This window comes from Arenibacterium halophilum (genome assembly GCF_005938225.1).
GTDB classification, from domain to species: Bacteria; Pseudomonadota; Alphaproteobacteria; order Rhodobacterales; family Rhodobacteraceae; genus Arenibacterium; species Arenibacterium halophilum.
The window spans coordinates 1,199,523-1,224,251 of record NZ_VCPC01000002.1; the positions used below are offsets into that span (position 1 = coordinate 1,199,523).

The 24,729-nt window shown below is 63.1% G+C and carries 20 protein-coding genes; 15 read left to right on the forward strand and 5 right to left on the reverse strand.

The annotated features are described in order from the left end of the window. Positions 1–55: 55 nt before the first annotated feature. Complete coding sequence (locus tag FGK64_RS12485) at positions 56–940, forward strand: GAF domain-containing protein (RefSeq protein WP_246057746.1); 885 nt, start codon at positions 56–58, stop codon at positions 938–940. Between the two features lie 106 nt (positions 941–1,046). Further along, complete coding sequence (adh, locus tag FGK64_RS12490) at positions 1,047–2,567, forward strand: aldehyde dehydrogenase (RefSeq protein WP_138864100.1); 1,521 nt, start codon at positions 1,047–1,049, stop codon at positions 2,565–2,567. 132 nt (positions 2,568–2,699) lie between these two features. Here the strand turns inward: adh and FGK64_RS12495 are convergent, their stop codons facing one another. Further along, positions 2,700–4,202, reverse strand: coding sequence for a M81 family metallopeptidase (locus FGK64_RS12495; RefSeq protein WP_171054055.1), 1,503 nt, complete (start codon positions 4,200–4,202; stop codon positions 2,700–2,702). Positions 4,203–4,354: 152 nt separating this feature from the next. Between FGK64_RS12495 and FGK64_RS12500 the strand changes: the two genes are divergently transcribed. From FGK64_RS12500 to FGK64_RS12520, 5 genes are all read left to right on the forward strand, one after another. Then, positions 4,355–5,083: a TetR/AcrR family transcriptional regulator gene (locus tag FGK64_RS12500; protein ID WP_171054056.1), complete on the forward strand. Its 729-nt coding sequence runs from the start codon at positions 4,355–4,357 to the stop codon at positions 5,081–5,083. Positions 5,084–5,137: 54 nt separating this feature from the next. Beyond that, complete coding sequence (locus tag FGK64_RS12505) at positions 5,138–6,442, forward strand: aspartate aminotransferase family protein (RefSeq protein WP_138864103.1); 1,305 nt, start codon at positions 5,138–5,140, stop codon at positions 6,440–6,442. Positions 6,443–6,572: 130 nt separating this feature from the next. After that, the gene (locus tag FGK64_RS12510; RefSeq protein WP_138864104.1) at positions 6,573–7,643 is read left to right on the forward strand and encodes a GSCFA domain-containing protein; all 1,071 of its coding nucleotides are present in this window, start codon (positions 6,573–6,575) and stop codon (positions 7,641–7,643) included. After that, positions 7,640–8,446, forward strand: coding sequence for a hypothetical protein (locus FGK64_RS12515; protein WP_171054057.1), 807 nt, complete (start codon positions 7,640–7,642; stop codon positions 8,444–8,446). Before FGK64_RS12510 ends, FGK64_RS12515 begins: the two co-directional genes overlap by 4 nt. A gap of 87 nt (positions 8,447–8,533) precedes the next feature. After that, positions 8,534–10,096, forward strand: a complete 1,563-nt coding sequence (locus tag FGK64_RS12520; protein WP_138864106.1) for a sialate O-acetylesterase — start codon at positions 8,534–8,536, stop codon at positions 10,094–10,096. 15 nt (positions 10,097–10,111) lie between these two features. Here FGK64_RS12520 and FGK64_RS22755 read toward each other — a convergent pair whose 3' ends face one another. Further along, positions 10,112–11,653, reverse strand: a complete 1,542-nt coding sequence (locus FGK64_RS22755; protein ID WP_138864107.1) for a M10 family metallopeptidase C-terminal domain-containing protein — start codon at positions 11,651–11,653, stop codon at positions 10,112–10,114. A 239-nt stretch (positions 11,654–11,892) separates the two neighbouring features. Between FGK64_RS22755 and FGK64_RS12530 the strand changes: the two genes are divergently transcribed. Next, positions 11,893–12,300, forward strand: a complete 408-nt coding sequence (locus tag FGK64_RS12530; protein WP_138864108.1) for a DUF4112 domain-containing protein — start codon at positions 11,893–11,895, stop codon at positions 12,298–12,300. A gap of 61 nt (positions 12,301–12,361) precedes the next feature. On the opposite strand, the gene ndk is transcribed toward FGK64_RS12530, so the two are convergent. Beyond that, the gene (gene ndk, locus FGK64_RS12535) at positions 12,362–12,784 is read right to left on the reverse strand and encodes a nucleoside-diphosphate kinase (RefSeq protein WP_138864109.1); all 423 of its coding nucleotides are present in this window, start codon (positions 12,782–12,784) and stop codon (positions 12,362–12,364) included. Between the two features lie 193 nt (positions 12,785–12,977). Here ndk and FGK64_RS12540 point away from each other — a divergent pair, with 193 nt between their 5' ends. From FGK64_RS12540 to FGK64_RS12555, 4 genes are all read left to right on the forward strand, one after another. Continuing rightward, a complete protein-coding gene (locus FGK64_RS12540; protein ID WP_138864110.1) occupies positions 12,978–14,843 on the forward strand; it encodes an ABC-F family ATP-binding cassette domain-containing protein in 1,866 nt (621 codons plus the stop codon). Between the two features lie 84 nt (positions 14,844–14,927). Continuing rightward, positions 14,928–16,970, forward strand: coding sequence for an ATP-binding protein (locus FGK64_RS12545; protein WP_138864111.1), 2,043 nt, complete (start codon positions 14,928–14,930; stop codon positions 16,968–16,970). Between the two features lie 9 nt (positions 16,971–16,979). Continuing rightward, positions 16,980–17,606 carry a MarC family protein gene (locus FGK64_RS12550; RefSeq protein ID WP_138864112.1) on the forward strand — a complete coding sequence of 209 codons (627 nt, stop codon included), beginning with the start codon at positions 16,980–16,982 and terminating at the stop codon, positions 17,604–17,606. Positions 17,607–17,673: 67 nt separating this feature from the next. Continuing rightward, positions 17,674–18,252 carry a retropepsin-like aspartic protease family protein gene (locus FGK64_RS12555; RefSeq protein ID WP_138864113.1) on the forward strand — a complete coding sequence of 193 codons (579 nt, stop codon included), beginning with the start codon at positions 17,674–17,676 and terminating at the stop codon, positions 18,250–18,252. Here the strand turns inward: FGK64_RS12555 and FGK64_RS12560 are convergent. Next, on the reverse strand, positions 18,249–18,716 hold the full coding sequence (locus FGK64_RS12560) for a DNA polymerase III subunit chi (protein ID WP_138864114.1): 468 nt from the start codon (positions 18,714–18,716) through the stop codon (positions 18,249–18,251). The genes FGK64_RS12555 and FGK64_RS12560 overlap by 4 nt on opposite strands. Before the next feature lie 4 nt (positions 18,717–18,720). Continuing rightward, a complete protein-coding gene (locus FGK64_RS12565) occupies positions 18,721–20,199 on the reverse strand; it encodes a leucyl aminopeptidase (RefSeq protein ID WP_138864115.1) in 1,479 nt (492 codons plus the stop codon). A 132-nt stretch (positions 20,200–20,331) separates the two neighbouring features. Between FGK64_RS12565 and lptF the strand changes: the two genes are divergently transcribed. The 3 genes from lptF to FGK64_RS12580 are packed head-to-tail and all read left to right on the forward strand — an operon-like array spanning position 20,332 to position 24,727. After that, positions 20,332–21,468 carry an LPS export ABC transporter permease LptF gene (gene lptF / locus FGK64_RS12570; RefSeq protein ID WP_138864116.1) on the forward strand — a complete coding sequence of 379 codons (1,137 nt, stop codon included), beginning with the start codon at positions 20,332–20,334 and terminating at the stop codon, positions 21,466–21,468. Then, positions 21,465–22,565 (forward strand): LPS export ABC transporter permease LptG, encoded by a 1,101-nt coding sequence (lptG, locus tag FGK64_RS12575; protein ID WP_138864117.1) that lies wholly within the window; start codon positions 21,465–21,467, stop codon positions 22,563–22,565. Before lptF ends, lptG begins: the two co-directional genes overlap by 4 nt. 2 nt (positions 22,566–22,567) lie before the next feature. After that, positions 22,568–24,727: an LPS-assembly protein LptD gene (locus FGK64_RS12580; RefSeq protein WP_138864118.1), complete on the forward strand. Its 2,160-nt coding sequence runs from the start codon at positions 22,568–22,570 to the stop codon at positions 24,725–24,727. Positions 24,728–24,729 lie beyond the last annotated feature (2 nt).

Here is a 24,729-nt window from a genome sequence, read left to right on the forward strand (position 1 = left end):
CGGGCGCGCCGCTGCGGCCACCCGGCTGGCAGCGTCTTGGCAGCGATCGTGGCAGATGCACCGGATCGATCCGGCCGACCACGCCGCGCCGGAACGCACCGACGATGCCGACCTGCGCGCCCGGCGCGAGGCCAGTGGCGAATTGCTGTCGGTCTCGGCACCGCGTCTGGACGATCTGTTCCGCCTGATCGGCCATTGCGGCTGTGGCGTGATCCTGACCGACGCCGACGGGCTGATCCTTGACGCGCGCGTCCACGATGGCGATGCCGAGGCGTTCCGCGCCTGGGGGCTGGAGCCGGGCACGGCCTGGGGCGAAGACGTGCAGGGCACCAACGGAATCGGCACCTGCCTGGCCGAGCGGCGCGCGGTCACCATTCACCGCGACCAGCATTACCTGCCCCGCAACATCGGGATGAGCTGCATGGACGCGCCGGTTTTCGGCGCCGACGGTCAGATCGTGGCGGCGCTGGATGTGTCCTCGGCCCGGGCGGACCAGACCGAAGGGTTCAACGCGCTGATCTCGGCCAGCGTGGGGCAAGTGGCGCGGCAGATCGAAAGCGATCTGTTTCGCGCTGCCTTTTCCAAGGCGCGGATCGTGCTGGCGGGCGAAACAGACGCCCAAGGCGCTGCGGCATTGCTGGCGGTGGATGGCGACGATCTGGTGATCGGAGCCACACGCACGGCACGCCGCCTGCTGTCACTGGAACGTGACGGCAAAATTCGGCCCCGTCCGGTGCGCGACCTGATCGGCACGCAAGAGGACGACGCGGGCAGCGGGCTGGAGCGCGCCGAGCGTGCCGCCCTGCTGCGCGCGCTGAACCGGGCCGAGGGCAACGTGTCGAAAGCCGCTGAAACGCTGGGGATCGGACGCGCCACGCTTTATCGGCGGATGAAGCGGCTGGGGATCGCGGATTTCCGGCCCGGAGTGTCTCGGAACTGAGACAGTCGGACCCGGCCACCCCACCGGCATGGGCTGATTTATTGTCGTGATCATGGCCTTCTCTGCCCGTCGCCCGCCACCGGGCACAGGTGAAGAGGAGGTTCACATGAATGAGATGACACAGGTGCAGGCCGGATACACCGCACCCTTCAAGACCCGTTATGACAACTTCATCGGCGGCGCATTCGTGCCCCCGGTCGAGGGCGCTTATTTCGACAACATCACACCGATCACCGGCCAGGTGGTCTGCCAGGTCGCCCGCTCGGGCGCGGCGGATGTAGAGCTGGCGCTGGATGCCGCCCACGCCGCGAAAGAGGCCTGGGGCCGCACCGCCCCCGCCGAGCGCGCCAACCTGCTGCTGAAGATCGCCGACCGGATGGAGCAGAACCTTGACCTGCTGGCGCAGGCCGAGACCTGGGACAACGGCAAACCGATCCGCGAAACCACCGCCGCCGACATTCCGCTGGCAATCGACCATTTCCGGTATTTCGCGGGCGTGCTGCGCGGGCAGGAAGGCAGCATGTCGGAGATCGACGCCGACACCGTCGCCTATCACTTCCACGAGCCGCTTGGCGTGGTCGGGCAGATCATCCCGTGGAACTTTTCAATCCTGATGGCGGCGTGGAAGCTGGCCCCGGCGTTGGCGGCGGGCAACTGCATCGTGCTGAAACCGGCCGAACAGACCCCGGCGGCGATCATGGTACTGGCGGAACTGGTGGCCGATCTGCTGCCAGCGGGCGTGCTGAACATCGTGAACGGCTATGGCGCCGAAGTGGGCGCGCCGCTGGCGAAAAGCAACCGTATCGCCAAGATCGCCTTTACCGGCTCGACCGCGACGGGGCGGATGATCATGCAATACGCGACCGAGAACCTGATCCCGGTGACGCTGGAACTGGGTGGCAAATCGCCCAACGTCTTCTTCAAGGATGTGATGGCCGAGGATGACGCCTTTCTGGACAAGGCCATCGAGGGGTTCGTGCTGTTCGCCTTCAACCAGGGCGAGGTCTGTACCTGCCCGTCGCGCGCGCTGATCCACGAAGACATTTATGAAGAGTTCATCGCCCGCTGCATCGACCGGGTGAAGGCGATCAAGCAGGGCGACCCGCGCGACATGGCCACGATGGTGGGGGCGCAGGCCTCGGCCGAGCAGCAGGAGAAGATCCTGAGCTACTTGCAGATCGGGGTCGAGGAAGGCGCAGAAGTGCTGACCGGCGGCGGCGCCGCGCAGATGAGCGGCGCGTTGAGCGAGGGGTTCTATATCCAGCCGACGATCCTGAAGGGGCACAACAGGATGCGCGTGTTCCAGGAAGAGATCTTTGGCCCCGTGGTTTCGGTGACCACCTTCAAGACCGACGAAGAGGCGCTGGCGATTGCCAATGACACGATGTACGGGCTGGGCGCCGGGGTCTGGAGCCGCGATGCCAACCGCTGCTACCGCTTTGGCCGCGCAATCGAGGCGGGCCGGGTCTGGGTCAACAACTACCACGCCTACCCCGCCCACGCGGCCTTTGGCGGCTATAAACAGTCGGGAATCGGGCGCGAGAACCACAAGATGATGCTGGACCACTACCAGCAGACCAAGAACATGCTGGTCAGCTACAACCCCAACAAGCTTGGGTTCTTCTAAGACGATCAAGGGCCGGCCCTGCGGGGCCGGTTTTCGCTTGGTTCGCTGAAAGACGGATAGGGTGTCGGGGGCTCTGCCCCCCTCCGCTGCGCGGAGTCCCCCGGGATATTTGGCCCCAAAGACGCAGGGGCGTCAGCGCGATGGAAGCGTGACCTCATCCAGCGGCCAGATGGGGCGGCGGATATTGCTCCAAGGAAATATCGTGTAATCGACGGCGACCAGACAGCCGGTGTCGACGAAAACCAATTCACGCGCGATTGGCTCGAAATCGGCGCGGAAATGGTTCTGGCCTTTCAGGGCGATGATGTTGGCCTGTTCCGGGTCGATCCCGAAGATACGGTATTGTTCGCGGTCCTCGGGCTGCTGGCGCTGCGAGATGATGACGATGCGGCAATTGCCCGAGGTGATGCAGGCGCTGTCGCCCATACGTCCGGTCGAACCTGTCAGATAGGCCCCTTTGCGCAGGTAGGTGCCATCATTCAAGGCGCTGACCTGCCCCGTGACCGTGACGGGTGGGCCACCATAGGTGGGGTCGGTCTTGCCGCCGATGGCAAGGGTGATCGTGGCCCCGGTGCCAGCCTGCGCCGCGTCCGTCACGGCCTGCGGGTCGAGGATCGGGCCGATCACAGTGCCGGGCAGATCCGCTTTTAAAAGTAAGTCGAGCAATTCGGTGCCGTCGGAATGTGCACCGCCAAAGGGCCCGTCGGTGAAATCGACCAGGATCATGGGGCCTGCGCCCGGATCCGGTCGGTCAGCCGCCGCCTTGGCCACCGCCTCGGGTCCGGTGAAGAAGGACAGGCTGAAATAGTCGCGTGTCTCCCAGGCCTCGAGGATCAGATCGTCGGCGATCTGCTGAAACCGCGCGTCATCGCCATTGCCGATCACCACCACCGAAGGGCCGGTTTCCGCGATGTCCCCATAATAGAATCCGGCGTTCAAGCAGATTTCGAGCACCTCCGGGTCGCGCGCCTCGATCTGGCGTGCGCGCACGTGCAGCCGTGCCATCGGGCCGTCGGGATCAACGGTGCGGCCCATATCGAGCCCGGCCATCATCGGCAGACGCCCCACGTGGCAATGCGGCGCGCTGCGGGAATGCATTGCATCGTCCAGCAGGCGCGCGACCCGTTCCGCCGTTTCACGTTGATCGGTGTGCGGCGTGGTGCGGTAAGAGGTGATGATATCGGCGCTTTGCCCCATCAGGTCGGAGACATTGGCGTGGCAGTCCAGAGTCAGGGCCAGCGGCACATCGGGGCCAATGACCGCACGCACCCGAGCGGCCATATCGCCTTCGGTATCGGGGCAATTTTCAGCGAACATCGACCCGTGCAGCGCCAGGATCACCCCGTTCACCGGCATCGCCTTTCCCAGTTCGTCCAGCAGGCGGGCCAATAGCGTGTCATAGGCCGCAGCCGCCACCGGGCCCGAAGGCGCCGCCTTGGCGAAAAACGGAAAGCAAAGGTCCCAGCCAAACGCTCGCGCGGCGGAGATAATTCCGCCTTCGGTCGTTCGGGTATCGGCCAGGCCCGGCTGGCCAAGGATGCTGCCCGGCTCGGCGTCTTCGAAGGCTGACAGCGGTGTCCGCACCGAATTGAAACTGTGGCTTTCATGCAGGGCGCCGGCAACGAAGACCTTCAACGGCGTAACTCCTTTTTCATCGGGTCGCATTAAAAACATTATACACCGTATAATTTAACGCAAGACTGTTTTTCAGGGCCTGTCATCCCATCGTGACGGATCGCACGATTGCATCTATTGTCATGTCAACTCATCCTGGGACGGAGATCACCATGCACGCCGACGACGCCCCCCAGCCGCCCAAGCGGAAACGCCGGCCGTCCAAGGATGCGCCCTCGCTCAGCAGTGACCGCATCATTGCCGCGGCGCTGGACCTGATCGATACACAAGGGGTCGATAATTTCTCGATGCGCAACCTTGCAAAGTTGCTTGGTGTCTATCCGATGGCGATTTACTGGTATGTGCCCAACCGGAATGCGCTTGTGGCGCGGGTGACGGCGCATGTGTTGGCCGATCTGGTGCCCGAAGATCCGAGCGCCGATTGGCAGGACGATCTGCGCACCCTGTTGCATCGGTTTCGCGCCATCATTCGTGCCCATCCCAACGTGGCCCCGCTGATCGGCGCGCAGCTGGTGTCGAACGCCAGCGTCGACCTCATGATGATTGAATGGGTGTTGCAGGTGCTGCGCCGCTCGGGCCTGAATGAGGCCGACATCCCGGCCGCCTATACCGCGACGATTGGCGCCATGACCGGTTTTGTCACGCAGGAATTTGCGGCAGTACCGCAGGATGACAAGACTGGCTGGGCCGACGAAATGAAGCAGATTGCCCAATCCGCTGACCCGGAGCAATTCCCTTTGGCGGCCGCGTTGATGCCGAAACTGCTGAACCGGTCGTTTATCCTGCGCTGGGATAACGGCAGCGCGGTGCCGCTTGACGACGGGTTTGACTTTTTCGTCGAGAGTTTCATCGCCGGGCTGGCCCGACGCGCGGGCCACTAGACAGACCACTTCGCTTCCTGTACGCCGTATAATAAATTGGCTCAGGAGGACTCTATGCCTGCCACAACCGCAGCCTGGATCGCGGCACGCGACGCCGCCGCCGACCGTTTTGCCACAGCCAATCCCGAAAGCGCCGCGCAACTGGCACATGCGGCCGAGATTCTGCCCGGCGGAAATACCCGGAGCGTGCTGTATTACCCGCCCTTCCCGCTTGTCATGGCCAGCGGGATGGGCGCGCGACTATGTGACCTTGACGGGCATGAGTACCGCGATTTCCTGGGCGAATTCACCGCCGGAATTTACGGCCATTCCCACCCGGTTCTTGCCGATGCGCTGCACGGTGCCATCAAAGGCGGGATGAACCTGTCGTCGCAAACCCGGGGCGAGGCAGAATTGGCGCGGATCATCACCGACAGGTTTCCCTTCTTCCAATCGCTGCGGTTCACCAATTCGGGAACCGAGGCCAATATCATGGCGCTGATCGCCGCCCGCCACTTTACCGGGCGCAGCCGGGTGATGGTGTTCAGCGGCGCCTATCACGGCGGGCCCCTGTCGTTCGGAGGCGGCGCGTCTGCGACGAACCTGCCGTTCGATTTCATCTACGGCAGGTACAACGACACAGTTGCAACGCTGACCACTCTTGACGCCTCCGACGCACCAGTGGCCGCGATCCTTGTCGAAGGCATGCTGGGGGCTGGAGGCTGCATTCCGGGCGATCCTGCATTTTTGTCAGAGTTGCAGCAGTGGGCGCATGCCAACGGCGCCTTGTTCATCCTTGACGAGGTGATGACCTCGCGGCTGCATCCACATGGGCTGCAATCGGCGCTTGGATTGTCGCCAGATCTGACGGTGATGGGCAAATACCTGGGTGGCGGCATGCCGATTGGCGTGTTCGGTGGCCGTGCCGACATCATGGCGCGGTTCGATCCTCGCGTGGCAGGTGCGGTGCCCCATGCCGGCACGTTCAACAACAACGTCATGACCATGCAGGCAGGGGCCGTCGGGCTGACCCAGGTGTTCACCGAAGAGGCGTGCCAGTCGCTGAATGCACAGGGAGAGCGGCTGCGCGCGCGGCTGAACACGGTCTGTACAGCCCGTGGCGCGCCTGCGCATTACACCGGCATCGGCAGTATCATGAACCTGCAGTGCCAGCCACCGCATGTGACCCGGCCCGAGCAGGTGGCGCGCGAAAACGCCGAGATGAAGGACATGGTGTTCTTTGGCCTGATCGAGCGGGGCTTCTACACGGCGCGGCGCGGGCTGATCGCGCTGAACCTGTGTCTGAGCGAGGGAGATTGCGATGATCTGGTCGCAGCCTTCGACGACATACTGGCCGAGATGGCGCATCTCTGGGCGTGATGCAAAAATCCGGTTTTTCGCGTCGCTCCGAGGCCGAAGCAGCCAAATTCCCCGATTTGGTGATTTTTCGGACATGGTCTTGCTCGGATCGGGGTAGAAATGTTCAACGGATGTTAACCCGCCCCGGGGCATGCCCGGGCGACCACAGCGCAAGGCCAGCGAACCAGTGCCCTATTCCGCCCTGCCCCCTTCGGCCTTCTGGAAACCCTGCCAGCAGGATCCGGGTTTTCGCGCGCAGGACATCTATGCGCCCAAGGTAACGCTGCGCCCGGAAGACAGGATCGCCACGGCGGGCAGTTGTTTCGCGCGCAACATCACGCGCTATCTGACCCGCTCAAATCTGACATTCCATCAGGCCGAACCTTCTCCACGCGGCATGGATGCGGCTACGGCGCAGGCGTTCGGCTATGATCTGTACTCCGCACGCTACGGCAATATCTACACCGCGCGACAGCTGCGCCAGTTGATCGAGGACGCGCTGGCGTTGCGGGTGGATGACGCGGCGATCTGGCTGCGCGGGATGCGCCATGTCGATGCGCTGCGCCCCACGGTTGAACCCGAAGGGCTGGCGAGCGTGGACGAAGTGCGCGCCCATCGGCTCGACCATCTGCGCCATGTCGCGTCGATGCTCCGCGATATGGATGTGTTGATCTTCACGCTGGGCCTGAGCGAAACCTGGGAGGATGTTGCCACCGGCCGCGTGTTCCCGTCTGCCCCCGGGGTCGTGGCGGGCACCTTCGATCCGGACCGCCATCGTTTCCTGAACCAGACTTATCCCGAGATCCTGAAGGACATGCAGGCCAGTTGCGCCCTGCTGCGCAAGGTAAACCCTGGGGTGCGGCTGATCCTGACGGTGTCGCCCGTGCCTCTGACGGCCACGGCTTCGGGCGCGCATGTGCTGGCCGCGACGACCTACTCCAAATCAGTCCTGCGCGCGGTTGCGGGCGATCTGGCGGCGCAGGACGATGGGATCGACTATTTTCCATCCTACGAGCTTATCACCGGGCAACCCTTTGCTGGCACAAGTTTCGACGCCAACCAGCGCACCGTGGCCGAGGCCGCGATTGATCGGGTGATGTCGGTGTTTTTTGCCGCCCACGGCGCCACGCTGGAAACCGGGCCCGCGCCGGGCCAAGCCAAACGACGCGCGGCCGATCCCACCTGCGAAGAGGCGATGCTGGACGGGTTCGCACCGCGATGAAGCTGTGTGTTTTCGGAAATTCTCACACCGCCATGCTGGCCGGCCCCTACCGCGAAGGCGCGGGCACAGGGCTGGGTCTGACCTTCTTTGCCCAGCAGGGCCGTGGCCCCGAAGGCGCGCGTCTGCGCGACAGGCAGATCCGGGCGGCCCATCCGCGCCTGAAACGTGCGTTGTCCAAAATGGGGATGCCCGAAGCAGTCGACCTGTCAGAATTCGACGGGTTCGCCATTGTCGCGATGACCACCTCGATGTTTTCGCTGATGCCGATGCTGACCAGCCACGCGGTCTTCGGCTGGCCTGCGTGGCAAGAGACCAACGCAGAGGGCGACACCCTGCCCGACCGCCCGCTGGTGTCGGAACCTGCGCTGGAGGCTGCAATGGTCGCTGCGATCCGCGCCAACCTCGGGCACCGCTTTGTCAACATGATCCGGCAGGTCAGCGATGCGCCGATCGTCCTGATCCGCCAGCCGCATCCTTCGGTTGCCGTACTGAAGCAGAAGAAAAAATTTCTGGGCCTGCGCCAGATTCTTTGGCGGAAAGAAGGCGATATGGCTGCCGCCCTGCTGGATCGCGCCCATGTCACCGCGTTTGCAGAATTTGACGGTTTACACATGCTGACCCAGCCCGCCGAAACCATCGAGCACGGGTTCCTGACCGCCGCCGCCTATACCCGCGGGGCCGAGCGGCTGAACGAGGGCGGCCGCCAGCCCGACACCGACATCCTGCACGCCAACCCTGCCTATGGGCGCCTTGTGCTGTCGCAGCTTGCGCAAAAATCAGACGGTTTTATCGATAAATTTTAGATAGTTACGACGCACTCCTCGCGCACAACTTAACGTGCCCTTGCAGGGTTGTGCGCAACACTTTGCGCCTCATCCACGGGGGCGCAGATGACCACTCCGATCTATATCCTGGCCGGGCAAAGCAATGCCCGCGCGATGGAAGATGCTATAATATCTGAACTTGACCAACGTCACGGCGCACAGGGCTATCGGCTGGTGCATGTCAGCGCCTCGGGCGCACCGCTGACCTACAAGCGCGCGGAAGACGATTGGCATGTCGGAACCGAACTTCCCGAGAGCCTGACCCAACGAACCTTGGCCGTACTGAACGAATTGCCCGACGGGCGGATCGCCGGGATGATCTGGATTCAGGGCGAAGGCGACACCCATGCAGTGGCGCGGGGTGAAAATTATGCCAATCACCTGGCCAAGCTGATGGATGAGTTTACAAATGAAATCGCACAACGGTTCACGGGGCGCGACACGGGCGTGGAAACGGCACCCCTCGTCGTCAGCGGGTTGTCAACCCACGCGCCCGATGCCGAAGGGCGCGACAACTGGGAGGTGATCCGCGCACAACAGGCCGCCCTTGCCGCCGAACGCGCCAACACGGTGCTGCTGGACCCGGACCAGATTGCCGAGGCCGCCGGAGTCTTGCCACCTGCGATGTTCGAGGACGGGCTCCATTACGGCACCGGCTTTCGCGACGATCTGGCCTCCGCTCTGGTGGGCGCCGTGCCCGACCTGCCGATCCTAGCGCCTCCGCCGACGGGCCTGACACAAGGCACCGACGGAGATGACATTCTGACCGGCACCGCACTGGGCGACGTAATGACAGGCGGCCGCGGCGACGACATCTATATCCTGAACCATCGCGACGACCGGATCGTGGAACTTGTGAGCGAAGGGATCGACACGGTTCAAAGCGTGTTTGGCACCTCGCTGCTACGGCTGAGCCAGCATATCGAGAACCTGACGCTGACCGGTACGGGCAACCACAACCTGCGCGGCAATGCCCGCGACAATACACTGATCGGCAACGCGGGAGACAACGTGTTGAACGGCGCCAATGGCCGTGACACGCTGATCGGCGGAGATGGCAATGACAGCTTCACCGATCCGCGCGGGCGAAATGTGCTGATCGGCGGGCGGGGCGACGATACTTACTATATCGACGCCAAGATCGCGCAGATCGTGGAACACGCGGGCGAAGGCACCGATACGGTTGTCAGTTCGATCAGTTTCACCCTGCGCTATCACAGCCAGTACATCGAGAACCTGACCCTTACGGGCGCAGAGGCGATCGACGGCACCGGAAACGGACTAAACAACCTGATGCGTGGCAACGCAGCCGCGAACCGGCTGGACGGTGCCTGGGGCGACGACGTGATATTCGGCAACGGTGGCGACGACTGGCTGCGCGGCCATCGCGGCGACGATGTGCTGACCGGCGGCGCCGGCGCTGATACGTTCGTCTTTGCTGCGCAGGACGGGCGCGACCGCATCACCGACTTCACGCCGGGCGAAGATGTGATCGCCTTTTTGCCGGGCGTGGAGCGCAACAGCATCCACATCCACGGCGACACGATCCACCACTCGGGCAGTGATACGATCACGCTGACGGGGTGGAACGGCACCGGGCTGACCACCGAAGACTTCCTGTTCCTCTAGGCATAAGGGGCCCGGTCAGAGCAGGAAATCGTCCGCCGCCGCGTTCTGAATGCCAGCCAACAGCAGCCACATATCCGCCTGCCCATCGCCATCACGATCAAGGGTCAGCCGGGTGCCTTCGGCCACGACGGTCGTGACAAGGCTCGCGTGACCTGCGGAATGCGCGCCCAGAAGCCGAACCTCGGCCCCCTCGGCGCCAAGCGCGGATAAGTCAATTCGGTCGACCCCGGTTTCAAAATCCATGATGGTGTCGGTTCTGCGGCCCACAGGCGCATCATTAATGCTCCGGAAAATAAATACATCGGCGCCCTCGCCCCCGGTGAGGCGATCAAACCCGCGCCCACCGATCAAAATGTCATCCCCATTTCCGCCAAGCAGAACGTCGGCCCCATTCCGGCCATCAAGCCGATCATTGCCGTTTCCGCCGCGCAGATGATCATGCTGGCTTCCGCCGATGAGGCGGTCATTGCCGGCATTGCCGTACAGCACGTCATTCCCTGCCTGGCCACGGATCATGTCGTTGCCGCCCTTGCCGCTGATGGTATCAGCCCCCGCGCGCCCGGCCAGGCGGTTGGCAACAAGATTACCGACCAAACCATCGTCGCCCGAGCCGGCAATCGCAACTTCGATCAGCCCGCGGGTATCGCCATCGACCAGCAGGGCATTGGCGATATTGCCACGCGCCAGCACCGGGCTGTCGGCATTGCGGTTCAGATTGGCCAGCTGTGCACCATCCAGCACCGACCAGCCCCCCGGCGACAGGTCCACCAAGAGATCGGACGTGTAATTCGAGAAATCGTAGATATCGTACCCGTCGCCATCCCATATGGTGCGGAAAATCCGGTTACCCGCAGGCGCGCCCTGCCCGACCCCGTTCACGAACATCTCTCCCGTGGTCTGCGAGAAACCATACCGCGTCTGACCTGACCAAAGCGCATCCGCAGCATCGTAGTTCGCGCCATACAGAAATTGCAGCGCGGCGATATCCAACTGCATGTAACTTTGCGCCCAGTCGATGGGCCCCGAGTCATAGGAATCCAGATCGTCGTCACCGACGTGGTCGGTATAGGTCATGATGGTGAATTCCTGCGAATCCCATTCTGACCCGCGAAACACCCCGAAATCATGGCCATGGTTCAACCCAAGCGTGTGGCCGAGTTCATGAATGAAGAACAGATAGGCTTCGTTCCCCGGAACCGGATTGGCAGCCGCATAGCCAAAGAACGCATCGCCCGCCTCTTCGGTCAGCGCCGGGCGATAAGCATAGGCACCGCCAAGGTGCGTCTCGCGCGCAAGCCGCATAATGGCCGGATCATCCGACGATACGGCGATTTCGGCGAAGGATAACAGTGTCAGATTAGAAACTTCCGTAAAAACCGCGCGCACGGCATCCCGCTGCTGCGCATCCAACCCGCTGACATCGTCACGGTCCTGATAGCGGTAGGTCGCGCCATTGCGCGGAAAGGAGTAGGTCAGCGTGTCAAGATTCCAATGCCACGTGGTCAGCCAAGGGTCGAACACGGCATCAGTTGTTCCAGTCACTGAAACTTGCGACATTCCTGTTCCCCCACCATGGACAACGGATCATTTTAAATAGAGCGCCTCCGGCAAAAATCGACCGCCGAAAGGGTGCGCAGGGGCCCAATCCTGCACCGATCCATTATTCGAATCCCGGTCGTATTTTTCAACCCCGGATTGGATCATCCATGCAGACCGGCGCGGAACCGCGCCTGCATATCCTGCGTTGGCATCGGAATGGCAAACACATTTTCGTGTGATCAGGAAGGACATTGAACATGGCCGAGACCTATACGCATACCCGTCCCCACAGCCGCCCCGGTGCCCGTTCCGCACCGCAACCAACCCGCGCGTCAGAACTGGATCGGCTGGAAAAGTTGGCCCACAACATGGACACGCTGTTCCGTATACCGCTGACCTCAATCCGTGTCGGGCTTGATTCGCTGCTGGGGCTATTGCCGGGTGTCGGCGATACCGCCGCACTCGCCCCGGCGGCCTATATCGTCTACCGCGCGCATCAGATGGGTGCGCCGCGGTCGTTGCTGGGGCGGATGGGCGTGAATGTCGGCATCGACTGGCTGGTCGGGTCGATCCCGCTGGTCGGTGACATATTCGACGTGGGGTTCAAGGCGAACCGCCGCAATGTTGCGCTGCTGCGCCGTCACTTCGACCGCTCGGAAGTGTGACGACAAAAAAAGGCGCGCCCGAGGGAGCGCGCCTTTCCTCTGTACCAAAGCCAGTCCGGCGTTAGCCGACCAGTTCCAGCCCCGAGAAGAAATAGGCGATTTCGACAGCAGCCGTTTCCGGCGCGTCCGAACCGTGAACCGAATTTTCACCAACGGATTCGGCAAATTCGGCGCGGATGGTGCCCGGTGCGGCATCGGCGGGGTTGGTGGCGCCCATGATTTCGCGGTTTTTCGCGATGGCGTTTTCACCTTCCAGAACCTGAACGACAACCGGCGCCGACGACATGAAGTCGCACAGTTCACCATAGAACGGACGCTCGGCGTGGACCGCGTAGAACACGCCGGCCTGTTCCTTGGTCATGTGGATGCGCTTCTGCGCGACGATGCGCAGGCCGGCATCTTCGAACTTGGCGTTGATCTTGCCGGTCAGGTTGCGGCGGGTTGCATCGGGCTTGATGATGGAAAAGGTGCGTTCCAGGGCCATGTCGGTTTCCTTTTTGTGGGCGCCGCAGCGATCTGCGGGGCCGCGCTGTTCAATCGGGCGCCCGGTTAGCATGGGTTCGCCGCCTTGGGAAGGGCGCCCGATGCGACCGGCACGGGTTTCGTGCAAAATTCATGTTTGATCGGGTCTTCGTCGTCTCTGGCGAAGGACGGCGCGCTCTGCTAGGGCAGCCGTCATGCTACGGATCCAGGACATATCGTATTCGGTCGCCGGTCGGCCGCTGTTTGAAACCGCCGCCGCGACGATTCCGACGGGGCACAAGGTGGGGCTGGTCGGGCGCAATGGCACCGGCAAGACCACCCTGTTCCGCCTTATCCGGGGCGAGCTTGCGCTGGAGGGCGGGTCGATTTCGCTGCCCAGTAAGGCGCGCGTGGGCGGCATCGCGCAAGAGGTGCCATCGTCCGATGTCAGCCTGATCGATACGGTGCTGTCCGCCGATACCGAACGCAGTGCGCTGATGGCCGAAGCCGAGACCGCCACCGACCCGCACCGCATCGCCGAGGTGCAGACCCGTCTGGCCGACATGGATGCGTGGTCGGGCGAGGCGCGCGCCGCCTCGATCCTTAAGGGGCTGGGCTTCGACGACGAAGATCACCTGCGCCCCTGCGCCGATTTCTCGGGCGGATGGCGGATGCGCGTGGCGCTGGCGGGCGTGCTGTTTGCCCAGCCCGACCTGCTGCTGCTGGACGAACCGACCAACTACCTGGACCTTGAAGGCGCCCTGTGGCTGGAAAGCTACCTGGCGCGCTATCCCCATACCGTCATCATCATCAGCCACGACCGTGGGTTGCTGAACCGGGCGGTCGGGTCGATCCTGCACCTGGAGGACCGCAAGCTGACGTTCTACCAGGGCAATTACGACACCTTCGCCGAAACCCGCACCGCGCGGCTGGCCGTAGCCAGCGCCGAGGCCCGCAAACAGGAAGCGCGCCGCGCCCACCTGCAAAGTTTCGTTGATCGCTTCCGCGCCAAGGCCAGCAAGGCGGTGCAGGCCCAATCGCGCCTGAAGATGATCGCCAAGCTAAAGCCGATCACCACCCCGCAAGAGGCCGCGTTGCGCGCGTTCACCTTCCCCGAACCGGAAGAGCTTTCGCCCCCGATCATCAACATCGAAGGCGGATCGACGGGTTACGAGGACAAGACGATCCTGTCGCGGCTGAACCTGCGCATAGATCAGGACGACCGCATCGCGCTTCTGGGCAAGAACGGTCAGGGCAAATCGACCCTGTCCAAGCTGCTGTCGGAACGGCTGAGCCTGATGTCGGGCAAGATGGCGCGATCGTCCAAGCTGCGCATCGGGTATTTCGCCCAGCATCAGGTCGATGAACTTCACATCGACGAAACCCCGCTGGACCACCTGCGCCGGTTGCGCCCCACGGAAAGCCCGGGCAAGTGGCGCTCGCGCCTTGCGGGGTTCGGGTTGAACGCGAACCAGGCCGATACGCTGGTCGGGCAGCTGTCGGGCGGACAAAAGGCGCGGCTGTCGCTGCTGATCGCGACGCTGGATGCGCCGCACATGCTGATCCTTGACGAACCGACCAACCACCTTGACATCGAAAGCCGCGAGGCGCTGGTCGAGGCGCTGACCGGCTATAGCGGCGCGGTCGTGCTTGTCAGCCACGACATGCACCTTCTGTCGCTGGTTGCCGACCGGCTGTGGCTGGTCTCCGAGGGCACGGTCAAACCCTATGACGGCGACCTTGAAAGCTACCGCGAGCTTCTTCTTTCCCGCGACCGTCCTCAGAAAAAAAATGAACCTGTCAAAACGGCAGAAAAGCCCAAGAAACTAGGGCGCGAGGCAATGGCTGCATTGCGGGGCGAGGTCAAGAAGGGCGAACAAAGAATTGAAAAGCTGAATGAGATGCGAGATAAACTTGCTACCAAGCTTGCCGATCCGTCACTGTATGAGACTGAACGAAAAGGCGAAATTGAAGTCTGGCAAAAGAAATACGCCGAGGTGATGGAAGGTCTTGATCGGGCCGAAGCCCTTTGGCTTTCGGCTATGGAAAAACTGGAAACCGCTCAGTCGGCCGGTTCCTGACGACCGGACAAAAGCGCGAATTGTAGAAAGTTACAAGTAAAGGTTGAGTATCCCACACTGAGAGGTTGAAGGCCCAAAGGTGAGATGAAACCGAAATTCGACATCGCCGCCACACGCGAGGCCATGCACAAGATCGCTGCGGCTCTGGCTGTTCTGGCATTTGCGATCGCGTGGTCCGTCCTTATCTTTGGTTGGGGTCTTGGCGCGGACAGCATGATCCGAATCCAGCCGCATTTCCCTGCAATGGTTCCCGAAACCGCGATGTTCCTGATCGCCGGCGCCGCGGCGACGTTTCTGCAATCCTTGCGGGTCCTTCGTCCGCTTGTCCTGCTGTTGGGCTGGCTGATCCTGGCAATCATGGCGCTGGGCACCATAGTGCCCATTGCGGCACAAGGGGCACGGCCCGGGGATGCCATGTCGTTTGCCACCTCTGTCGCCGCATCTCTCATGGGGCTGTCGCTGATCCTGACCGACAAGGATCCAACCCGCCGAAGCCTGTTCCGGGCCAGTCTGAACGTGGTTGGTCTTTCGGTCGTATCGCTGCCCTTGCTGGGATACCTGTTTGCAGCCGAGGCGCTGTTCAGCAACCCGATCTACACGTCGATGGCGCTGCATACGGCCGGGTGTTCCTTCCTGATTTTTACCGGTCTGACCCTGCTGGAGCCCCGCGGCAGCTGGGTATCGATCCTGCTGGCGCCGGAACACGGCAGTGAACTGACCCGCCGGATTCTGCCGCTGATCGTGGTCGGGCCGATCTTTCTGTGTGCCATTGCGAAACTCGCAACCGATATTGAATTGATGGAGGCAGATTTCCGCCTTACATTGCTTGCTTTTGCGATGATCGTTTCCATCGGCGGCGCAACTTTGTTTTTTGCGAACCTTGTAAATATCGCGGAACGGCGGACAAACGCAATTGAACGTCAATTACGCCTGAGCGAAATGACCCGGCAAAAAACCGAACTGGCAATAGCCCGAACGCAAAAGGTTGAAGCGCTAGGCCAGTTGGTGGGCGGCGTGGCGCATGACTTCAACAATACGCTGACGGTCGTGCTGGGCAATCTTGATCTCATCATTCAGTCCACCAACGAGGAAGAACGCAAGCAATTCACTGTCGAGGCGATGCAGGCAGCCGAGCTGGCGGCGAACCACACCCGCCAGCTGCTGGCCTATGTGCGCAAGTCGCGGCTGCAACCCTCGCCGCAGAAGCTGGCCGACCTGGTCGGGCCGACCTTGCTGATGTTCCGCCGACTGCGCCCTGCCAATATCGAGATTCATACCGAAATCGACGATAGTGCCTGCCGGGTGCTGGTCGATCCGGTCAATTTTCAGCAATCGCTGCTGAACCTGTTGATCAACGCCCGTGATGCCCTGCCTAACGGAGGCCATATCACCGTGGCGCTACAGGAAAAGCATAGCTCCGAGATCTCCGGCCCGATGTCGGACAGTGCCGAACTGCTGCCCGGCAACTACATGGCCGTCTCGGTGCTGGATACCGGGATCGGGATGGACGTGCGCACGCTGGAACGCGCCACCGAACCGTTCTTCACCACCAAGGATGTGGGCGAAGGCAGCGGGCTTGGCCTGTCGATGGTGTCGGGGTTTTGCCGCCAGTCCGGCGGCGGTCTGCGCATCAAGAGTACCGTGGGCGAAGGCTCCGAAGTGGTGATGCTGTTCCCGATCAGCGACACCGTCGAGCAACCCAAGGCCGATCAGCATGACGTCAAACCACATCGCGGCGACGACAAGGCCACGATCATGGTTGTCGAGGATGAACCGCAGGTTTCGCGCGTGTTGGCGCGCCAGCTTGAGGCGGATGGCCATACCATTCTTCTGGCGCTCGACGCGGAAGAGGCGCAAGGCCTTCTGATATCGGGCGACACCCTGCCCGATCTGGTCCTGACCGATCTGATCATGCCAGGCCGTATTCAGGGTCACGAGCTGGCGCAATGGGTGCGCGAGACCTACCCCACGATCAGCGTGGCGCTGATGTCGGGCTACGAGTCAGAAAACGAACGGCGCCAGTATCCCGGCGTGGCCGACCTGCCCTTTATCCAGAAACCCATCGACCGTGACCGCCTGCGCAGCATCGTCGCCGAGGCGATTGGCAACCGATCCAAACCAGTCTAAGCCGCTTGGATGGACACCGCCTTTCTGATCACCGCCTTCGTCACCCTGTTCGTGGTGATCGATCCGTTGGGGCTCGCGCCGCTGTTCGTGGCATTGACGCAGGGCATGGCCCCTGCACGGCGACGGGCCATCGCGCTGCGCGCCTGTGGCACGGCGATTGCAATCCTGACCGCCTTTGCCCTGTTCGGAGAGGCGTTGCTCGGCTTTGTCGGGATTTCAATGGCCGCCTTCCGTGTGGCGGGCGGAATCCTGTTGTTTCTGACCGCGCTCGACATGCTGTTCGAGCGCCGCACCCGCCGCCGCGAAGACCAGACCGAGGAAGACCACAGCGACGACCCATCCGTCTTTCCGCTGGCGATTCCGCTGATCGCCGGGCCCGGTTCAATCGCGTCGATGATCCTGCTGACCGGCCAGCGCCCCGGCGCCGAAGGGTTCGCGCTGGTGATCGGGGTGATGGTGGCCGTCATCGCGGTGGCCTTTCTGCTGTTTCTGGCCAGCGGATTGCTGGAACGCGCGCTGGGCCGGGTCGGCATAACTGTCGTGACCCGGTTGCTTGGGATGCTTCTGGCCGCGCTGTCGGTGCAATTCGTGCTGGACGGGCTGCGCGCCTTTGGATTTGCGCCTGCGCCTCTGTAAGGACTGGTACTGCGCCCGCGCGCGCCTACATTGAACGGCAGGATACCCCGAAAAGGACAAGCCGCCCGTGTCATCCGCCGATTCCGCCAGCCTGATCTACCTGTTGTTGCTGGGGGCCGCGCTGGCCTTCTGGTTCTTCATCCAGAATCGCGATTCACTGAACAAGAAACTGCAACAGGCCGCGCTTTGGGCGCTGATCTTCGTGGGTGCCATTGCCGCCTATGGGCTGTGGGACGACATCAGCCGCAGCGGGATGAGCGCGCGGATCAGCGCCGAAACCGGCGAGATCACCGTGCCACGCTCGGCTGACGGGCACTACTACCTGACGCTGCAGGTGAACGACACGCCGATCCGCTTTGTCGTCGATACCGGCGCGACCGACATGGTGCTGACCCGGGCCGATGCCGTGACCGCCGGGGTGGATCCGGGCGACCAGGGATTTTCGGGCCGCGCCCGCACTGCCAACGGCACCGTGCGCGTGGCCCCGGTGCGGCTGGGCACCGTTGCAATCGGCCCCGTTCAAGATCGCAATGTCCGCGCTTCGGTCAACGACGGCGAGATGGATACATCGCTGCTGGGCATGACCTATCTGCACCGCTTCAGCAGCATCCAGATCACGAACGGCGAAATGATCCTGTCGCGCTAGGCGCCGCTTTCGGCCTTCTTTTCCCAGCGGCCTGATTCTTCCGACCAGTATTGCGCGGCGCGGCCCGCCGCCGTCAGCGCCTTCCACTGGCCACGCGCGGTTTGCACGGCGTCCGGGTCGTTGCCATCAAACAGGATGCAGACGCGGTCAAGGCGGGTGACTTCCTCGGGCGCGACCTCGGCCCCGTCCCATGCCATCAGGCATGCCGGGTCATTCGCCGCATCGCCCGCGCCTGTGGTCAGCAGGATCGGCTGGTCGGCGTCATGGGCGCCGCCCGCAATGCCATGCGGCAGAAAGCTGTCTTCGGGCATCACCCACAGCCGTTCGTCCAGCCATTGCACCCGGCGCGGGTCGCGTCCGCGCAATTCAATCGCCCAGCCCGCCGCCCGCGCCTTGCCCAAGAGAATAGGCAAGGTGCGGTCCAGCGGGTTCTGCGTCAGGTGATAGAAATACGCCGCGCCCAAGGCGTCAGCCCTTCTCCAGCATGTCGGCCACCAGCCGGTTCAGCGCGGCCACTCCCCAGCCTGTTGCCCCCTTGGGCGCATAGTCCGTTGCCGATTTGACAGAGGCCACGCCCGCGATGTCGAGATGGACCCAGGGCGTGCCCTCTTTGACAAAGCGTTGCAGGAACTGCGCGGCGGTGATCGACCCGGCCGGGCGGCCGCCCACGTTCTTCATGTCGGCGATGCGCGATTTCAACTGATCGTCATAGGCCTTGCCCAGCGGCATCCGCCACGCGCCTTCACCCTCGGCCTCGGCCGCCTTGAGGAAGGCGTTGCACAGGGCGTCATCGTTGGAAAACACGCCTGCGTTCTCATGGCCCAGCCCGATGATGATCGCGCCAGTCAGCGTGGCAAGGTCGATCATGCCGCGCGGCGAAAACCGATCTTGCGCGTACCACATCACGTCGCACAGCACCAACCGACCTTCGGCATCGGTGTTGATGATCTCCACCGTGTCGCCCTTCATCGAGCGTACCACGTCGCCGGGGCGGGTGGCCCGGGCCGAGGGCATGTTTTCCACCAGCCCGACCAGCCCGACAACATTCGCCTTGGCCTTGCGCAGCGCCAGCGCACGCATCACGCCCGACACAACGCCCGCGCCGCCCATGTCCATGGTCATGTCTTCCATGCCGGCGGCGGGTTTCAGCGAAATGCCGCCGGTGTCGAACACCACGCCCTTGCCGATCAGCGCCAGCGGCGCCTCGCCCTTTTCGCCGCCGTTCCATTGCATCACGACAACCTTCGACGGGCTGTCAGAGCCGTGGCCGACGCTTAGCAGGGTGCGCATCCCCAGCTTTTCCAGTTCGTCCTCTTCCAGCACTTCGACCTTGAGGCCAAGCGCCTTCATTTCGTCCAGGCGGTTGGCGAATTCGGTGGTCGTCAGCACGTTGGCGGGTTCGTTCACCAGATCGCGGGTGAAATGCACGCCTTCGGCCACGGCCAGCAGCGGATGTGCAGCCTGCGCGAGTTCTTCGTGCGCGTTGTGGCAGAGGGTGACTTCGGCCGGGGCTTTGCCAGTGTCTTCGCCGGTCTTATGGGCGTCAAAGGTGTAATCTTTCAGCGCGAGGCCAAGCGCCAGATCGGCGGCGTTCTTCAAGCCGCCCAGCATCACCAGCGCGGGCTTTCCCGCCTTCAGCGCACCAAGGGTCGCGCCCGCCTTGCGTGCAGCAAGCGGATCGGCGTTGCGCGGCAGAACCAGCACGTCCAGCGCCTCGGCAGCCAGCCCGACGGGCATTTCCAGCGTTATGACGCTGCCCGCCTTGGCCTTGGAAAACCGCTCGCTCTCCAGCAGGCGCGCGATGGCGCCCTTTGACAGCCGGTTGGCCCGCCGCGCCGCCACGTCCAGCTTGCCGTCTGGCGTCACAATCACCACAACACGCCCTTCGGCTGTGGCAATGCGGTCGATATCCGTTTCGGCAAAGGTGATCGGGGTCAGGCTGGTCATATGCGGCTCCTGTCAGATGTTTCCCAACAGCTAGCCCCTTGGACCCGGATTTGCCAGATACCAGTTTTCCCCGCCCGCCAATTGCACTAGGATTGCCGACAACGGATCGAACGCAGGCTTCGGGGGATCGCATTGTCACGATACGACAGATACGTCCTGTCGCAATACCTGCTGTTTTTCGGGTTTTTCGCACTGATTCTTGTCACGGTTTTCTGGATCAACCGGGCGGTCGTCCTGTTCGACCGGCTGATCGGCGATGGCCAATCGGCGCTGGTGTTCTTTGAATTCACCGCGCTGACCCTGCCGAACCTGATCCGCATGGTGCTGCCGATGGCCGTCTTTGCCGCGACGGTCTATGTCACCAACCGGCTGAACTCGGAATCCGAACTGACGGTAATGCAGGCCACCGGCACCGGGCCTTGGCGGCTGGCGCGTCCGGCGCTGGCCTTTGGCGTGCTGACCGCCCTGATGATGAGCGTGCTGACCCATGTTCTGCTTCCCGCCTCGATCAGCCAGCTGGAACAGCGCGAGGTGGAAATCGCGCGCAACGTGACCGCCCGCCTGCTGACCGAAGGCAGTTTCCTGCACCCCGCTCCCGGCGTCACCTTCTACATTCGCCAGATCGACCCGGACGGCACGCTGAACGATGTCTACCTGTCGGACCGGCGCGATGCGGCCACCATCGCCAGCTATACCGGCGCGCGGGCCTTTCTGGTGCGCGATGGCGATGCCGCCAGCCTGATCATGGTGGATGGCATGGCGCAGCGGCTGGATGTGAAATCGAAAACGCTGTCCACCACGCTGTTTGCCGATTTTTCCTATGACATCAGCGCCTTGGTAAAACCCTCGGACCAGCGCACCCGCAATATCCGCGCCATTCCCACGCTGGAATTGCTGACCGGAGAGGCGCGGATCACCGAGGCGGATAACTATACCCCCGGGCAGTTGGCAGAGGAATTGCACCTGCGGTTTGCCCGTGCCGCGATCTGCATTGCGGTGGCACTGATCGGCAATGCGACGCTGATGCTGGGCACGTTTTCGCGCTTTGGAGTCTGGCGGCAGGCCCTGCTGGCCTTTGTGCTGCTGATCCTGCTTGAGGTGATGCGCGGGGTGGTGTCGGAACCGGTGCTGGAAAACGCCGCGGCCTGGCCGCTGGTCTACCTGCCCACGATCATCGGTATTGCAGTGGCGGCGCTGTTCCTGCGCTACGCCTCGCGGCCCCTGCCCCGGATCTGGCCGCGCCGGGCGACCCCCGAGGGCGCGCCATGATCCTTGATCTGTATTTCGCACGCAAGTTTCTGCAAAGTTTCCTGCTGATCCTGGCGGTGTTCCTGACGCTGATCAGCCTGATCGACGTGATTGAACAAATCCGCAGTTTCTCCAGCGCCGATGTGGGGCTGGCGCGGCTGGCCGTGCTGACGTTGCTGAACGTGCCTGCCGCGATCAAGGAACTGCTGCCGCTGCTGATGATCCTGTCGACGATCCTGTTATTCGTTGGTCTGGCGCGCAGCAGCGAGCTGGTGGTAACACGCGCCGCCGGCCGGTCGGGCATCCGCGCACTGGCCGCGCCCGCGCTGGTGGCCTTCCTGATCGGCATTCTTGCGGTGACCACGCTGAACCCGATCGCGGCAGCCACCGCGAACCGCTATCAGCAACTGGCCGACACCTATCGCACCGGAGGGCCTTCGGCCTTGTCGCTTAGCGGCGAAGGGCTGTGGCTACGCCAAGGCGGTGCGCAGGGGCAATCGGTGATCCACGCGACTGGCTATGGCGGCGCCGATGCCGTTGTTCTATACGGCGTGACGATCCTCAGCTACGCGGCCGGCGGCGGCCCCGTGCGCCGCATAGCCGCCGGATCGGCCAGGCTGGAACAGGAAGACTGGGTATTGAGCGACGTAAAGGTCTGGCCGCTGGACAGCGGACGCAACCCCGAGGCGGCTTCGGAAACCCATGACACCATGCGCCTGCCCACCACGCTGACGCCCGACCGTATCCGCGACAGCATCGGCCGCCCCACCGGCGTATCGATCTATGATCTGCCTGAAACCATCCGGTCGCTGCGGCAGGCCGGATTCGCCACGACGAAACACGAAGTCTGGTATCAGGTCGAACTGGCGCGCCCGCTGTTCCTGATGGCGATGGTGCTTGTCGGCGCGGCCTTCACGATGCGGCACGCACGGTTCGGCGGCACCGGCATCGCGGTACTGACGGCGGTGATGCTGGGTTTCGGGCTGTACTTTGTGCGCAACTTCGCGCAGATCCTTGGCGAGAACGGCCAGATTCCCGTGGCGCTGGCCGCATGGGGCCCGCCAATCGCCTCGATCTTCCTGACCCTCGGGTTACTGCTTCACGCCGAGGACGGATAAGAATGACCGCCCGCCGACTGCCTCTTCTTCTTGCCACCTGCGCCCTGCTGGGCCTGGCCCCGCCTGCGCTGGCGCAGACGCCGTTCAACCAGCCCATAGCGGCGCAAGAGGGCGACGACCCGGCCGTGCTGGTGGCTGACAGCGTCTATGTGACCCCCTCGCGCGAGTTGATCGCCGAGGGCAATGTCGAGGCGTTTCAGGGCCAGACCCGCCTGCGCGCGCAGCGCATCCGGTTCGACCGCGAAACCGGCACGCTGACCATTGACGGCCCGATCCGCATCGACGAAGGCGGCGAGATCACCGTTCTGGCAAGTTATGCCGAACTGGACCGCGATCTTCAGAACGGCCTGCTGACCGGCGCGCGCATGGTGTTGAACCAGCAGCTCCAGATGGCTTCGCTTCAGATGACGCGGGTCGGCGGACGCTATACGCAGCTGTACAAGACCGCCGTGACATCCTGCCATGTCTGCGGCGACGGGCGCCCGCCGCTTTGGCAGATCCGCGCCCGCAAGATCACCCACGACCAGCAGGAAAAGCAGCTGTACTTCGAGGATGCGCAATTCCTGATCATGGATGTGCCGGTGATGTATTTCCCCGGCATGCGCCTGCCCGACCCGACACTGAAGCGCGCGACCGGGTTCCTGTTTCCCACGGTGCGATCCACCTCGAACCTTGGGACCGGGGTGCGCGTGCCCTATTTCTTCCGGCTTGGCGATCATGCCGATCTGACCCTGTCGCCCTATGTCTCGGCCAAGACGCGAACGATGGATTTCCGCTATCGCCAGGCGTTTAGGCGCGGGCGGCTGCAACTTGAAGGCGCCTATACCAAGGACGATCTGCGGCCCGGATCCACCCGCGGTTACCTGTTCGGTACTGCCTATTTCGACCTGCCGCGCGGCTATCGGCTGGACATCTCGACACAGACAACCACCGACAACGCCTATCTGTCGGATTACGGCCTGCCCGATCTTGACCGGCTGCGGAGCGAAGTCTCGATCAGCCGCTACCGGCTCGACAGTGCGTTCCGTGCCCGTATCATCGAATTCCAATCCCTTCGGGATGGCGACAACGAGGCCGAGCTGCCCACCGTCATGTTGGATGCCACGCTGGAGAAACGCTATTTCCCCGACCGGATCGGCGGAGAGCTGCGGGTCGGGCTGGATATTCACGGCCACCACCGCACTTCTGACGCCGATGTGCTGGGGCGCGACGTGAAGCGCCTGACCGCCGATCTGTCCTGGCGGAAGACCTGGACGCTGGCAGGAGGCTTGCGGGCGCAGTGGTTGATGGACATTTCCGCCGATACATTCGACATCAATCAGGACAGCACCTATGCCAACCGGATCGACCGGCTGACGCCGCGCGCGGCGCTGACGTTTTCCTATCCGATGGCGCGGGTCGGGCGAAACGGATCGGTGCAGTATCTGGAACCGATCGTGCAATTGGGCTGGACCGAAGTCCACGGCCCGGCGCTGCCCAATGATGAAAGCACATTCGTCGAATTCGACAGGGGCAACCTGCTGGAACTCTCACGCTTTCCCGCCCCCGACCGGCGCGAAGACGGCCCGACGCTGGCCTATGGCGTGAACTGGGCGCGCTATGCCCCGTCGGGCTGGCAGATTTCGGGCACCATGGGGCAAGTCATCCGCAAGACGGCCAACCCCAGCCTGACGCAGACCTCGGGGCTATCGGGCACCACCTCGGACGTGCTGGTTGCCGGTCAGATCCGACTGGCCGACAAGCTGTCGCTGACCGCGCGGTCGCTGATGGACAATGCCTTCAGCCTGTCCAAGGCGGAATTGCGGGCGCACTGGAAATCCGAGCGAACCCAGCTGTCGGGCACCTACCTGTGGCTGGGCGCAGACGCGGCCGAGGCGCGCGCCCGTGCGCTCTCTGAAATCTGGCTGGCCGGGGCCTATGATGTCTCTCAGGGTTGGACAGCCAGCGCCAACCTGCGCTATGACATCTCGGACGCCCGGGCGACCCGGGCAGGCGTTGGGTTTGTCTATCGCAATGAATGCGTTACCGTCGATTTCAGCGTAAACAGACGGTATACGACGACGACGAGTATTGAGCCGACCACCGATTTCGGCTTTACCATCGCCCTTAGCGGCTTTGCCGTGGAACAGGGCTCAGAAAAATACAGGCGATCATGCAGTTGAAA